9 protein-coding genes are annotated in these 14,702 nt (G+C 68.9%); 1 reads left to right on the forward strand and 8 read right to left on the reverse strand.

Going from position 1 to position 14,702, the window contains the following annotated elements:
• Positions 1-112: 112 nt before the first annotated feature.
• The 8 genes from dxs to ngcE form a co-directional block, all read right to left on the reverse strand.
• On the reverse strand, positions 113-2,068 hold the full coding sequence (dxs, locus tag AMK31_RS05450) for a 1-deoxy-D-xylulose-5-phosphate synthase (RefSeq protein ID WP_073939222.1): 1,956 nt from the start codon (positions 2,066-2,068) through the stop codon (positions 113-115).
• 127 nt (positions 2,069-2,195) lie between these two features.
• A complete protein-coding gene (locus tag AMK31_RS05455; protein ID WP_073939223.1) occupies positions 2,196-3,497 on the reverse strand; it encodes a sugar ABC transporter permease in 1,302 nt (433 codons plus the stop codon).
• Positions 3,494-4,285, reverse strand: coding sequence for an ATP-binding cassette domain-containing protein (locus tag AMK31_RS05460; protein WP_073939224.1), 792 nt, complete (start codon positions 4,283-4,285; stop codon positions 3,494-3,496). Before AMK31_RS05460 ends, AMK31_RS05455 begins: the two co-directional genes overlap by 4 nt.
• 217 nt (positions 4,286-4,502) lie before the next feature.
• On the reverse strand, positions 4,503-5,603 hold the full coding sequence (locus AMK31_RS05465) for a sugar ABC transporter substrate-binding protein (RefSeq protein WP_073939225.1): 1,101 nt from the start codon (positions 5,601-5,603) through the stop codon (positions 4,503-4,505).
• Between the two features lie 133 nt (positions 5,604-5,736).
• Positions 5,737-6,948, reverse strand: a complete 1,212-nt coding sequence (locus AMK31_RS05470) for an ROK family transcriptional regulator (RefSeq protein ID WP_073939545.1) — start codon at positions 6,946-6,948, stop codon at positions 5,737-5,739.
• 182 nt (positions 6,949-7,130) lie between these two features.
• A complete protein-coding gene (locus tag AMK31_RS05475; protein WP_073939226.1) occupies positions 7,131-8,054 on the reverse strand; it encodes a carbohydrate ABC transporter permease in 924 nt (307 codons plus the stop codon).
• A 14-nt stretch (positions 8,055-8,068) separates the two neighbouring features.
• The gene (locus tag AMK31_RS05480; RefSeq protein WP_073939227.1) at positions 8,069-8,998 is read right to left on the reverse strand and encodes a carbohydrate ABC transporter permease; all 930 of its coding nucleotides are present in this window, start codon (positions 8,996-8,998) and stop codon (positions 8,069-8,071) included.
• A 56-nt stretch (positions 8,999-9,054) separates the two neighbouring features.
• Positions 9,055-10,533, reverse strand: a complete 1,479-nt coding sequence (ngcE, locus tag AMK31_RS05485; protein WP_073939228.1) for an N-acetylglucosamine/diacetylchitobiose ABC transporter substrate-binding protein — start codon at positions 10,531-10,533, stop codon at positions 9,055-9,057.
• A 355-nt stretch (positions 10,534-10,888) separates the two neighbouring features.
• Between ngcE and AMK31_RS05490 the strand changes: the two genes are divergently transcribed.
• Entirely contained in the window at positions 10,889-14,689 is a 3,801-nt protein-coding gene (locus AMK31_RS05490; RefSeq protein WP_073939229.1) for a GH92 family glycosyl hydrolase, read from the forward strand.
• The last annotated feature ends 13 nt before the right edge of the window (positions 14,690-14,702 follow it).

Consider the following 14,702-nt stretch of genomic DNA (forward strand, 5'->3'; position numbering starts at 1 on the left):
GATCGAGAGGGGGCGTGTTGCGTATGCCCCGACGCGGGCAGTTTCACGCCAATGGGCCGGTTTCACCACTCTTGGCATGTGGTGGAACCGGCCCATGAGGCGGTGCGATGGATCAGTCCCGGGCGGGCTCGACCTCTGCGGCGGCGCGGTCGGTGGGGGTCCCCCCGCTCGAGCGGAGCCGAGAGTGGGGGAGGCCGTCCAGCTTGGAGACCAGTCCGGTGACCTGGCGGGCGATGTCCGGGGCGGTCAGACCGATCTCCGTCAGCACCTCGGCGCGGGAGGCGTGGTCGAGGAAGCGCGGCGGGATGCCGAAGTCGCGCAGCGGGACGTCGACGCCCGCGTCCCGCAGGGTCTGGGCGATGGCGGAGCCGACACCGCCGACGCGGGAGTTGTCCTCGACGGTGACGACCACGCGGTGCCGCTCGGCGAGCGGGGCCAGCGTCTCGTCCACCGGCTTGACCCAGCGCGGGTCGACGACGGTGGTGGAGATGCCCTGCTGGTCGAGGAGGGCGGCGATCTCCAGGCACATCGGCGCCAGGGCGCCGACGGAGACCAGCAGCACGTCCGGGCGGTCGGTGCCGGGCTCGCGCAGCACGTCCATGCCGCCCACGCGCCCGACGGCGGGTACGGCGGGGCCGACGGCGCCCTTGGAGAAGCGGACCACGGTGGGCGCGTCCTCGACCTCGACGGCCTCGCGCAGCTGGGCGCGGACCTGGTCGGCGTCGCGCGGGGCGGCGAGCCGCAGGCCGGGCACGACCTGGAGGATCGACATGTCCCACATGCCGTTGTGGGAGGCTCCGTCGGTGCCGGTGACGCCGGCCCGGTCCAGCACGAACGTCACCCCGCACTTGTGCAGGGCCACGTCCATCAGCACCTGGTCGAAGGCCCGGTTGAGGAAGGTGGCGTACACCGCGAAGACCGGGTGCAGGCCGCCCGTGGCCAGGCCGGCGGCGGACACGGCGCCGTGCTGCTCGGCGATGCCGACGTCGTAGACCCGCTCCGGGAACCGCTTGGCGAACCGGTCCAGGCCCACCGGCTGGAGCATGGCCGCGGTGATCGCGACGACGTCCTCGCGCTCCTCGCCGAGCTTGACCATCTCGTCGCCGAAGACGGAGGTCCAGTCGGCGCCGGAGGAGGCGATCGGCAGGCCCGTGTCGGGGTGGATCTTGCCGACGGCGTGGAAGCGGTCCGCCTCGTCCTGGAGGGCGGGCTGGTAGCCGCGGCCCTTCTCGGTGAGGCAGTGCACGATGACCGGGCCGCCGAAGCGCTTGGCGCGGGCCAGCGCGGACTCCAGCGCCTCGATGTCGTGGCCGTCGATCGGGCCGACGTACTTCAGGCCCAGGTCCTCGAACATGCCCTGCGGGGCGATGAAGTCCTTCAGGCCCTTCTTGGCGCCGTGCAGCGTCTCGTACAGCGGCTTGCCGACCACCGGGGTGCGGTCGAGGATCTCCTTGGTCCGGGCCAGGAAGCGCTCGTAGCCGTCGGTGGTGCGCAGCGTGGCGAGGTGGTTGGCGAGGCCGCCGATGGTCGGCGCGTAGGAGCGCTCGTTGTCGTTGACGACGATGACGAGCGGGCGGTCCTTGGCCTCGGCGATGTTGTTCAGCGCCTCCCAGGCCATACCGCCGGTCAGGGCGCCGTCACCGATGACGGCGACCACGTGGCTGTCGCGTTTCAGCAGCTGGTTCGCCTTGGCGAGGCCGTCGGCCCAGCCGAGCACCGTGGAGGCGTGGCTGTTCTCGATGACGTCGTGCTCGGACTCGGCCTGCGAGGGGTAGCCGGACAGGCCGCCCTTCATCTTCAGCCGGGAGAAGTCCTGCCGGCCGGTGAGCAGCTTGTGCACGTAGGACTGGTGTCCGGTGTCCCACAGCACCTTGTCCTTGGGGGACTCGAAGACCCGGTGCAGGGCGATGGTGAGCTCCACCACGCCGAGGTTCGGGCCGAGGTGGCCGCCGGTCTTGGAGACCGCGTCGACGAGGAAGGTCCGGATCTCCTCGGCCAGCTGGTCCAGCTCCTCCAGGCTGAGCCGGTCCAGATCGCGCGGTCCCCTGATGCGGGTCAGCAGCGGCACCCGTGCCTCCTTGCAGTAGAGCTGTTTCGAGCTGTTGCCGGGCTCGACGAGTCTAATGTTCCGCCCGGCATGGCTGTGCCCGGCACCGCCATTGGTGCCGGGCACAGGCTGGGGGCGGGGCGCGGTGCTACGCGCGCCCTGCGGTCTTCTGCGTCTTGCGGGTGATCGAGTCGATGACCACCGTGGTCAGCAGCACACCCGCGGTGATCATGTACTTCACCGGCTCGGCGATGGACTCCAGCTGGAGCCCGTACTGGATGGACACGATCACCAGGACGCCCAGGAGGGCGTTCCAGGTGCGGCCCCGGCCGCCGAAGAGGCTGGTGCCGCCGATCACGGCCGCGGCGATCGCGTTCATCAGCAGGTCACCGGTACCCGCGCTCTGGTTGGCCGAGGCGATCTTGGAGGCCAGGAAGAGGCCGCCGATCGCCGCGAAGCCGCCGGAGATCGCGAAGACCGAGATCCGCACCGCGGTGACGTTGATGCCGGCACGCCGGGACGCCTCGACGCTGCCGCCGAGCGCGAAGACCTTGCGGCCGTAGGAGGTGCGCCGCAGCAGGAAGTCCGTCGCGACCAGGAACACCAGGAAGATCACCGTGGCCAGCGGCAGGCCCTTGTACTGGTTGTACATGAACGCCGCGGCGAAGGAGATCACCGCGAGCAGCGCGGTGCGCAGGATCGTCTCGTTCAGCGGCCGGGACGGGACGCCCGCCGCGTCACGCCGCTTGTTGCCCAGGAACGAGGTGACGAAGAAGACCACCGTCACCACGGCCGCCAGACCGTACGCGGCGGCGATGTCCGTGAAGAAGTACGTGGTCAGCTGGCCGATGAAGCCGTCGCTGTCCAGGTTGATCGTGCCGTTCTCGCCCAGCGTCTGGAGCATGAAGCCCAGCCAGAAGAGCAGGCCGGCCAGCGTGACCGCGAAGGCGGGCGCTCCGAGGACGGCGAAGAAGAAGCCGTGCACGGCACCGATGGCGGCGCCGGCGACGATCGCGAAGAGCACCGCGATCCACTCCGGCCAGCCCTGGTTGACCGCGAGGACGGCCGCGATGGCGCTGGCCGCGCCGCTGACCGAGCCGACGGACAGGTCGATCTCGCCGAGCAGCAGCACGAAGACGATGCCGACGGAGATCATGCCGGTGCCGACCATCGTGACGGTGATGTCACTGAGGTTCTGCGCGGACAGGAACGCCGAGTTCAGGCTCTGGAAGACGACGCAGATGACGACCAGGCCGACGATGACCGGGAGGGAGCCCAGTTCACCGGCGCGCATCTTGCGCTTGAACTCGCTCCAGTAGCCGAGCAGGCCCTCCTCGCGGACGAGGAGGCGGGGGTCGACCGCGGTGACCGCCGCGGCGGCCGCCTCCGGGTTCTCCACCAGGTGCTCGTCCTGCGCGGCCGCCTTGGTGGAGGTCTTGTCGGTGCTCACTTGGAAACCTCCCCGGTCGTGCGCGCCGCACGGCGGGTCACGGCGTTGTCGGTGGCGCCGGTGATGGCGGAGATGATCTCCTCCTGCGAGGTCGTCTTGACCTCGAAGACGCCGTTGTTGCGGCCGAGGCGCAGCACCGCCACCTTGTCGGCGACGGCCTTGACGTCGGCCATGTTGTGGCTGATCAGGATGACGGCGTGGCCGCGCTCCCGCAGCCGCTCGACCAGGTCGAGCACCTGGGCGGTCTGCTCCACGCCGAGGGCGGCGGTGGGCTCGTCGAGGATGACCAGCTTGGGCTCGCCCAGCATCGAGCGGGCGATGGCCACGGTCTGGCGCTGACCGCCGGAGAGCGAGGCGATCGGGATACGCACGCTGGGGATGCGGATCGACAGGGTCGTCAGCAGCTCGCGGGCACGGCGCTCCATCTCGACCTCGTCGAGCACGCCCCACTTCCTCAGCTCACGGCCGAGGAACAGGTTGCCGACCACGTCGATGTTGTCGCACAGCGCGAGGTCCTGGTAGACCGTCGCGATGCCCAGGGCCTGGGCGTCGTGCGGCTTGCCGATCGTTACGGACTTGCCTTCCCATTCGATGGCGCCCTCATCGATGGGGTGCACGCCGGCGATCGTCTTGACCAGCGTGGACTTTCCGGCGCCGTTGTCGCCGACCAGGGCGACCACTTCACCGGCGTGGACCTCAAGCTCTACGTCGGTGAGCGCCTGGACGGCACCGAACCGCTTGGAGACCCCGCGCAACGCCAGCACGGGCGTAGCGGACACGTGAACCATCTCCTTCGCCGCCTGACCCGGCGGGAGGTTGTGCAGAAGTTTGGGGGGTTGCCGGGACCGTTGCCCGGGCCCGGAGTGTTCCGACCGGCGCCCCGCAACGAGCTTGCGGGGCTTTGTTGACGCGGGGCGCCGGCGGAGCCTGTACGGCGGCCGTCCCGCACGGGAGCGGCGGGGGCCTGCTCCCGTGTCCCTCAGGGGAAGGGGACTCGTGGACCGCTTACTTGATGCCGAGCTTGTCGCAGGCCGACTTGTACTTGGCCGTGCAGATCTCGTCGGCGGTGTAGACGCCGTCCTTGATGACGGTGTCGTTGATGTTCTCCTGGGTCAGCGAGGTGACGTCGACCAGGACGGACGGGACGTCCTTGGCGCTGTCGCTGGAGACCTTGTCCTTGGCGATGGCGCCCAGGTCCTCGCCCTTGGCCAGCGCGACGGCCATCTGCGCGGCGGCCTCGGCCTCGGGGGCGTACGGCTTGTAGACGCTCATGAACTGCTCGCCGGCGACGATGCGCTGGACGGCGGCGAGTTCGGCGTCCTGGCCGGTGACCGGGACGTCGATGCCGGCGGCCTTCAGGGCGGTGATGATGCCGCCGGCCATGCCGTCGTTGGCGGAGTAGACACCGACGATCTTCTTCTTGCCGAGAGCCGAGATCGCCGCCTCCATGTTGGCGTTGGCGTTCTCCGGCTTCCACTCCTTGGTGTCGTACTCCTTGCCGACCTTCACCTTGCCGTCGAGGGCGGAGTGCGCGCCCTCCTTGAACTGGGCGGCGTTCGGGTCGGTGACGGAGCCGTTCATCATGACGATCTGGCCGTCCTTGGCCTTGTCGCCGAGCTCCTCCAGCAGGGCCTCGCCCTGGGTCTTGCCGACCGCCACGTTGTCGAACGACGTGTAGGCGCTGATCGGGCCCTCGGCGAGGCGGTCGTAGGCGACGACCTTGATGCCGTTGTCCACGGCCTTCTGGACGGAGTTCTTGATCGCCTTGGCGTCCACGGCGTCCAGGATCAGCACGTCCACCTTGTTGGTGATCATCGTGTCGACCTGCTGGGCCTGGAGGTTGGCGTCCTGCTTGGCGTTGTTGTACTCGACAGTCGCCTTGTTGTTCGTCAGCTCCTTGATCTTCTCTTCGATCAGAGGCCGGTCGAACTTCTCGTACCGCGCGGTCTGGTTCTCCGGAAGGAGGAGACCGATCTTGATGTCGTCGCCCTTGGCGGCGCCGGAGCCCTTGGACTCCTTGTCCCCACCGGCTTCCTCAGCGCTGCCACAGGCGGCGAGAGAGACGGCCATCGCACCCGCGGCGATGGCGACGGCGGCACGACGCATACGCGTGTTCACTTCTGAAACCTCCCTGACGAGGCCGCGTCGTTGCGGCCGAGGTGGCTGGAAGTCAACTCGGCCACACGTGCGACGTCAAGAAGTAAATCCTTAACGGGTTGGCAACGGTGCCATCCGTTCTCTAAGTGAAGGCAGGTGTCGCAGCCGGCAGGGCGCCGGACACGCTTCCGTCCAAAAGGGTCGAGTCACCCATCTCGCTGAGCGCGAGGGCGAGCGCCCCGAGCACCTCCGCACGGCCCCCAAGTGCCCCGGGAAGAACGGAGAGTTGGCGCGCCGCACTGGGAATGGCATAGCGGCCGACGGACTCCCTGATCGGCCCGAGCACCAGCTCTCCGGCCTCGGCGAGATCACCGCCCAGGACCACCCGGCTCGGGTTCAGAAGGTTGCAGAGGTTGGCGACTCCACTGCCGATGTGACGGCCGACGTCGGCGATCACCCGACGGCAGCCCGGATCTCCGTCCCGTGCCAGGCGGACGACGCCCTCCATGGTCAGATCCGTGCCGTGACTGGACTGGAGCAGCGGCAGCACATACCGCGCGGCCGCGAAGGTCTCCAGGCAGCCCCGGTTTCCGCAGCGGCAGACGGGGCCGGATTCATCAAGTGTAATATGTCCGATTTCACCCGCTGTGCCGCCCGGACCGCGGTAGATCTTCCCGTCGATCACCAGGCCCGCGCCGACACCGCTGGACACCTTGATGTACGCCAGGTCCCGCACGCCCTTCCCGCTGCCCCACACCAGTTCGCCGAGGGCGCCCAGGTTGGCGTCGTTGTCCACGTGCACGGGCACGCCGAGCCGGCCCCGCAGCTCCTCGGCCGGCTTGGCGCCGGTCCAGCCCGGCAGGATCGCCGTCGAGCCCAGCGTGCCGGACTCCACGTCGATCGGGCCGGGCACGCCGAGACCCACCCCGGCGATCTTCGTGCGGTCCACGCCGGTCGCCGCGATCAGCCGGTTGACCAGCTCTTCCGCCCGGTCGAAGCCCTGCGCGGCGGAGGCGTCCACGTCCAGCGGCTCGGACTCCTCGGCCAGCACCTGATGGGCCAGGTTGCCCACCGCCACCCGTAGGTGGGTGTGCCCGAAGTCCACGCCGATCACGATGCCGGCGTCCCCGCTCAGGCTGACGCTGCGGGCCCGCCGGCCGCCCGCCGAGGTGGGTGTGACCTCGACGGTCCCGCCGTCCTTCAGTTCCCGGACGATGTTGGAGACGGTCGCCGCGGACAGACCCGTCGTCCTCGCGATCTCCGCCTGGGTGAGGGATCCCGCCAGCCGCACGGCTCGTACGACCCGCTCCAGGTTGGCTCGGTGCAGCGACGACTGCGACCCCGGAGTCTCCACGACGACCTCCTGCGCGCGGGACCGCATCGATGAGGCCCCGTCTATGTCCAACTAGTGAACTCTAAGCTGAGCCGTTCGGGGGGCCGCCCGTCAAGAGGTTGAACAGTTTCCGGGAGCAGGCACACACGTGTGCGCACCGCTCCCACGCCGGGAACGGTGTGCACACGGTCGCGCGCGGAGCGCTACTTCAGGGTCGCCGAGGTGAGTCCCGCCTGTACCTGGCGCTGGAAGGACAGATAGACCACCAGCATCGGGATCATCGCGATGGTGACGCCGGCGAAGAGCACCGGGAGGTCGGAGGCGTAGCCCTGCTGCTGCTGGAGCTGGATCAGCCCCTGGGTGAGCACATAGCGCTCGGGGTCGTCGCCGCTCTGCGGCTGCATCAGCACGGTCGGCAGGATGAACTGGTTCCACTGGCCGAGCGTGTTGAAGATCCCCACGCTGATCAGGCCCGGCTTCGCCATCGGCAGCATCACCTGGAAGAACGTCCGGGTGTGCGAGGCCCCGTCCAGGATCGCCGCCTCGAACACCGCCGTCGGCAGGGTCCGGAAGAAGGCGTGCATGAAGAAGACGGTGAACGGCATGGAGTAGGCGACGTACACCAGGATCAGGCCCTGGTAGGTGTTCAGCATGTCCAGCCGTTTGACCATGAAGAACAGCGGGACCAGGGCCAGGAAGACCGGGAACATCGCGCCCGCGACGAAGAAGTAGTAGAGGAAGCGGTTCCCCCAGAACTGGTAGCGGGCCAGCACGTACGCGGCCATCGAGCCGAACAGCATCGTCAGCGGCACCGAGAACAGGAGCACGACGACGGTGTTGAGGAAGTAGTCGCCGATGCCCTTCTCCCAGGCGCGCGAGAAGACGTCGAACGTCCAGTTCTCGGGCCACCCGAAGGCGGAGCCGGCGATCTGGGCGTCGGTCTTGAAGGCGCTGAGCACCAGCCACAGCAGCGGCAGGACGATCATCAGGGCCCACAGGGCGAGGAAGCCGTGCGAGAAGGCGTTCAGGGTGACGCCCTCGCCGCGCCGCTCGCCGGCGCGGGGCGGGATCTTCTCGACCGTGTGTCCGACCGGGGCCGGCGCCGGCTCCTTCAGGGGTGCGCTCATCTCGTCTCTCCCGCTCAGAACTCGACGCGGTCGCGGCGGGTGGCGCGCAGCATGACCACGGACAGGATCAGGGTGAGGAGCAGCATGACCACGCCCATGGCGCAGGCGTAGCCGCTCTTGCCGTAGTAGAGGAAGTTCCGCATCATCACGGTCGCCATGACCTCGCTGTGGTGGTCGGGGCCGCCGCCGAACTCACCGGACGTCATGGTCGAGACGAGGATGAACATGTCCATCGCCGCGATGCCGAGATAGACCCAGGCCGTCTGCACGGAGTCCCACAGCAGCGGCAGGGTGATACGGAAGAAGGACTGGGCGCGGCCGGCGCCGTCGATGAGGGCGGCCTCGTAGATGTCCTTCGGGATGGACTGCATGGCGGCGGAGAACAGCACCAGGTAGAAGCCGACGCCGTGCCAGACGACGACCACGATCAGTGCCCAGAGCACGAAGTCCGGCTCGTTCAGCCACTCCACCGGCCGGTCGGCGTCCACCAGGCCCAGCTTGACCAGGACGCCGTTGAGCATGCCGCCGCTGTCGCTGCGGTAGACCGCGCCGAACAGCACGGCGAGGATCGCCAGCGACAGGACCTGCGGGAAGAAGTAGACGACCTTGTAGAACCTGGACCCGGCGACCCCGGACACCCCGCCGGCCCGGCCGCGGCCGCCCGCGTTCAGCATGAACGCGAAGAACAGGGCGAGCAGAATGGTGATCACCGGGATGAACACCAGGAACAGGATGTTGTGCCAGATGGCCCCCAGGAAGATGTCGTCCTGGAACAGCGCCTTGTAGTTGTCCAGCCCGACAAAGCTGAAGGTCTGCGACTGGCCCTTCCAGTCGGTCAGCGAATAGCCGAACGTCTGGATGTACGGCCAGATGACGAAGATCAGGTAAAGCGCCACGGGAATGAGGAGAAATCCCGCGACGAACCCGTACTGCCCCTTGCGCATTGGCGTTTCCTGCCCCTGGTGTTCCCCGACGGTGTGACCGTGCGTCCCGCGCGGGACTACTCGCGGCGGTTGTTCTTGGACGCCGGATCCTTGGCGGCCTTGTCGACGGCCGCCTGCGCCCGCTTCAGCCACTCCTTGGGCTGGATGCGCCGGGCCATCAGCTCGTTGGAGGCGTTCTGGATGGCGGTGTCCATCTCGCTGTACCACTCGGTGTACAGGAAGCGGAAGGTGTTGTCGCCGGCCGCCTTGGAGGCCTCGACGGTGGACTGGGTGCCCGGCCGCAGCTGCACGCTCGGGTCGACGCCGTCCTTGAGGATGGTCAGCGAGTTCGCCTCCTTGGCGAACAGCGTCGACCACTCCCGGGAGAGCATCAGCCGCATGAACTCCTTGGCCGCGGGCAGGTTCTTCGCCTTGCTCGGGATGATGAACGGCTCCCCGGAACCGGCCCGGATCGCCTCGAACGGCATCACGCTGCCCTCGAGCAGCGGCATCGGCAGGAACTTCATGTCGAAGTCCGACGGCGTCTGCTTCAGCTGCTCGTTCTCCAGCCACGAGCCGGAGGTGATGAAGGCCGCCTTGTACTGGTTCCAGCGGGTCTGCGACTCGGTGTGGGTCAGGCCGTTCGTACCGGGCATCAGATAGCCCTTCTCGACGACCTCGTAGACCGCCTCGACGGCGGCCTGCGCCGCCTCGGAGCCGACGAACGCCTTGGGGTCGAGGTTGTCGATCGCCTTCATGGCGTCCAGGCCGCCCTTCTTGGCGATCAGGTCCATGATGGCGACGTTGATGTAGTACGGGTACTTGCCCTGGTGGGCGAGGCCGCCGATGCCCTGGGACTTGGCGTCCTTGCAGATGGCGAGGAAGTCGTCCCAGGTCTTGGGCTCCTCCCAGCCCTTGTCCTTGAAGAGCTTGCCGGAGTACCACAGGCCCCACACCGTGTAGATGTAGTTGAGGGCGACGACCTTGCCCTCCTGCAGACCCGGGTCGAGGGTGCCGGGGATGACGGTGTCGCGGACCTTCTTCGACGGGTCGTCCACGCTGGGCGCGTCCAGGACCTCGGCGAGGTCGAGGAGCTGGCCGTTCTTGTGGAGAACGTCGATCTTGATCTTCTGGGCGCCGGAGTTGTCCACGATGTCCGGCGGGTTGCCGGCGTTGAACCGCGGCTGGAGCTTGCCGGTGATCTCCTGGGTGCCGGTGTGGGTGGAGGTCACGCCCCACTTCTTCTGGAAGGCGGCCTCCCAGGCCTTGGCGTAGTCGTCGCCGTAGCCGCCCTTGAAGATGACGACGTCGAGCTTGCTGCCCTTCTTCACGCCGAAGGGGTTGTCCTTGGAGGTCTCCCCCTGGGTGTCGTCGTTCGACTCCTCGCCGCCGCCGCTGGCACACGCGGACAGGAAGCCCATGGCAGGTACGGAGACCAGCCCGAGGGCGGCGGACCGCTTGATCAGCGCGCGCCGGCCGACACCGTCGCTCCCGTGCTGCGCTGCCGTGCTCTCGGCACTGTTCCCGGCGCCGTTCTCGGCGGAAGTGGATCCCATGCTCAAGTCCTCGCCTTCTTCCAGGACTCAGGCGGTGAACCGGATCCTCCCCGGCACCGCGGTGGGGTCAAGCAGGGTCGTACAGGATGTGCGGTTCGTGTGAATCGCCGACAGGTATAGTCCACTTCCCGCCAGGGGATCAAGATCGAATGCAAGGTTGGCCGTTTGTCTTTTCCGAGTTGAGACCTCCCGGAAATATGAGCCGCCGACGGGGTGCCCCGCCGGAAAAATCCGTGACACGCCCGTCGAATGACGCAGTCAACACCCTTGACAGCGCTCATCACTTGAGTCACAACTGATCCTTGCGCCCCGAATCTGACAACGTTGTCCAGTGGCGCAGGGAGGGTGTTCGCGGATGCGACACGGATATCGGCACAGACGGAGCACGGCGGTCGTCGCGGCGGCCGCCTTCGCTTTGGCCATCGGCTCACCGGGTGCGGCGGTCGCCCTGCCGGCCGCCCCCGAGGCCGCCGACCGGGAGTTCACCTCCTCCTTCGAACCGGCGGACCCGGCACCGGACTGGCTGAACACACCCGACACCGCGCCGGACGGCACCCCGCGGACCTCGGGCGTCGACGGCGGCTACGGCAGCGGCATCCCCGGCAACGTCACCGACCACGTCACGGACGTCCGCGCCAGCGGCGAGAACAGCGGCGGCGGCGAGGTGAAGGAGAACCTGACCGACGGCGAACCCGGCACCAAGTGGCTGGTCTTCGAGCCCGCCGGCTGGGTGGAGTTCGACCTGGACGCACCGGTCAGAGTCGTGACGTACGCGCTGACCTCCGCCAACGACCACGCGGAACGCGACCCGGCCGACTGGACCCTGCGCGGCTCCACCGACGGCAAGGACTGGAAGACGCTGGACACCCGCACCGGCGAGTCCTTCTCCGAACGCTTCCAGACGAAATCGTACGACCTGGCCGAACCCGCCGAATTCCGGCACTTCAGGATCGACTTCACCAAGAACCACGAGGGCGGGCTGCTCCAGCTCGCCGACGTGCAGTTCTCCACCGGGGGCGGCACCGGCCCGGTCCCCGAGCACATGCTGTCCCTGGTCGATCGCGGTCCCAGCGGCTCCCCCACCGCGAAGGCGGGCGCCGGCTTCACCGGCAAGCGCGCCCTGCGCTACGCCGGCCGGCACACGGCGGACGGGCGGGCCTACGCGTACCACAAGGTCTTCGACGTCGACGTGGCCGTCACCCGCGACACCCGCCTCTCGTACCGGGTCTTCCCGTCGATGGCCGACGGCGACCTCGACTACGCCGCCACGCACGTCTCCGTCGACCTGGCCTTCACCGACGGCACCTACCTCAGCGACCTGGGCGCCACCGACCAGCACGGCTTCCGGCTCTCCCCGCGGGGGCAGGGCGCCTCGAAGGTGCTGTACGTCAACCAGTGGAACGACGTGGTCTCGCGGATCGGCTCGGTGGCGGCGGGCCGGACCGTCGACCGGATCCTGCTGGCGTACGACGCCCCGAAGGGCCCGGCGCGGTTCCGTGGCTGGGTGGACGACGTGACCCTGGAGGCCGCGCCCCCGGAGCGGCCCCGGGCCCATCCGTCCGACTACGCGGTGACCACCCGCGGCACCAACTCCAGCGGCGCCTTCTCGCGCGGCAACACCTTCCCCGCGACCGCCGTGCCGCACGGCTTCAACTTCTGGACGCCGGTCACCAACGCGGGTTCGCTGAGCTGGCTGTACGACTACGCCCGGTCGAACAACGCGGACAACCTGCCGACGATCCAGGCGTTCAGCGCGAGCCACGAGCCGAGCCCGTGGATGGGCGACCGGCAGACCTTCCAGGTGATGCCGTCCGCCGCCGCCGGAACCCCCGACACGGGCCGCACCGCGCGGGCGCTGCCGTTCCGGCACGAGAACGAGACCGCCCGCCCGCACTACTACGGCGTCCGCTTCGAGAACGGCCTCAAGGCCGAGATGACCCCGACGGACCACGCGGCGATGCTGCGCTTCACGTATCCCGGCGACGACGCGAGCGTGCTGTTCGACAACGTCACGGACCAGGCGGGGCTGACCCTCGATCCCGCCGCCGGAACGGTCACCGGCTACTCGGACGTGAAGTCGGGCCTGTCGACCGGCGCCACCCGGCTGTTCTTCCACGGCGTCTTCGACAAGCCGGTGACGGACTCGGCGGCCTCCGGCGTCAAGGGCCGGCTGCGGTTCGACGCGGGCGCCGACCGCACGGTGACCCTGCGCCTGGCCACCTCGCTGATCAGCGTCGAGCAGGCGAAGGACAACCTGCGCCAGGAGATCCCGGAAGGCACCTCCTTCGAGACGGTGAAGGACCGCGCCCGGCGCCAGTGGGACCGGCTGCTCGGCAAGGTGGAGGTCGAGGGCGCCACACCGGACCAGCTGACCACGCTGTACTCCAGCCTGTACCGCCTGTACCTGTACCCCAACTCCGGCTACGAGAAAGTCGGTTCGACGTACAAGTACGCCTCGCCCTTCTCCCCCATGCCGGGTCCCGACACGCCCACCCACACCGGCGCGAAGATCGTCGAGGGCGAGGTGTACGTCAACAACGGCTTCTGGGACACCTACCGGACGACCTGGCCGGCGTACTCCCTGCTGACCCCGTCCCGGGCGGGCGAACTGGCCGACGGGTTCGTGCAGCACTTCAAGGACGGCGGCTGGACCTCCCGCTGGTCGTCCCCGGGCTACGCCGACCTGATGACCGGCACCTCCTCGGACGTCGCGTTCGCCGACGCGTACGTCAAGGGAGTCGACTTCGACGCCGAGGCGGCCTACGACGCGGCCCTGAAGAACGCGACGGTGGTGCCGCCCGCCTCCGGCGTCGGCCGCAAGGGCATGGCCACCTCGCCCTTCCTCGGCTACACGTCCACCGACACCCACGAGGGCCTGTCGTGGGCGCTGGAGGGCTACCTCAACGACTACGGCATCGCGAGGATGGGCCAGGCGCTGTACCGCGAGACCGGCGAGCGGCGCTACAAGGAGGAGTCGGCGTACTTCCTCGACCGCGCCCAGGACTACGTGAACCTCTTCGACCCGAAGGCCGGGTTCTTCCAGGGCCGGACCCCGCGGGGCGACTGGCGGGTCGACTCCTCGTCGTACGACCCGCGCGTGTGGGGCCACGACTACACCGAGACCAACGGCTGGGGGTACGCCTTCACCGCCCCGCAGGACAGCCGGGGCCTGGCCAACCTGTACGGCGGCAGGCGGGGCCTCGCCGACAAGCTGGACGAGTACTTCGCCACCCCGGAGACCGCGTCACCGGAGTTCGCCGGTTCCTACGGCGGTGTCATCCACGAGATGACGGAGGCGCGGGACGTCCGGATGGGCATGTACGGCCACTCCAACCAGGTCGCCCACCACGCGATCTACATGTACGACGCGGCCGGGCAGCCCTGGAAGACGCAGGAGAAGGTCCGCGAGGTGCTGTCGCGGCTGTACGTGGGCAGCGACATCGGGCAGGGCTACCACGGCGACGAGGACAACGGCGAGCAGTCGGCCTGGTACCTGTTCTCCGCGCTCGGCTTCTACCCGCTGGTCATGGGCAGCGGCGAGTACGCCATCGGCTCCCCGCTGTTCACCAAGGCGACCGTCCATCTGGAGAACGGCCGGGACCTGGTGATCAAGGCGCCGCGGAACAGCGCGCGGAACGTCTATGTGCAGGGCGTGAGGGTCAACGGCCGGCCGTGGCAGTCGACTTCGCTCCCCCACAGGATCGTCGCGCGGGGCGGGGTCGTGGAGTTCGACATGGGCCCGAGGCCGTCGGACTGGGGCACCGGCAAGCACGCGGCGCCGGTGTCGATCACCCGGGGCGACGAGGTGCCGGCCCCGCGCTCGGACGCGCTGAGGCCCGGCGGTCCGCTCTTCGACGACACCTCGGCGACGCAGGCGCCCGTGACCACGGTGGACCTGCCGGTCGACGGGCGGGTGAAGGCCGTGCAGTACACCCTCACCTCCCCCGCCGACCACACCCGGGCCCCCACCGGCTGGACCCTCCAGGGCTCGGCCGACGGCACGGTCTGGGAGACGCTGGACGAGCGCTCGGCGGAGTCGTTCCGCTGGGACCGGCAGACCCGCGCGTTCTCCGTCCGGTCACCTGACGCGTACGCGCACTACCGTCTGGTCTTCGACGGTGAACCGGCCCTGGCGGAGGTGGAGTTGCTGGCCTGACCGCGTCGGCCTG

The sequence above is a fragment of the Streptomyces sp. TSRI0107 genome, assembly GCF_001905845.1.
GTDB lineage: Bacteria > Actinomycetota > Actinomycetes > Streptomycetales > Streptomycetaceae > Streptomyces.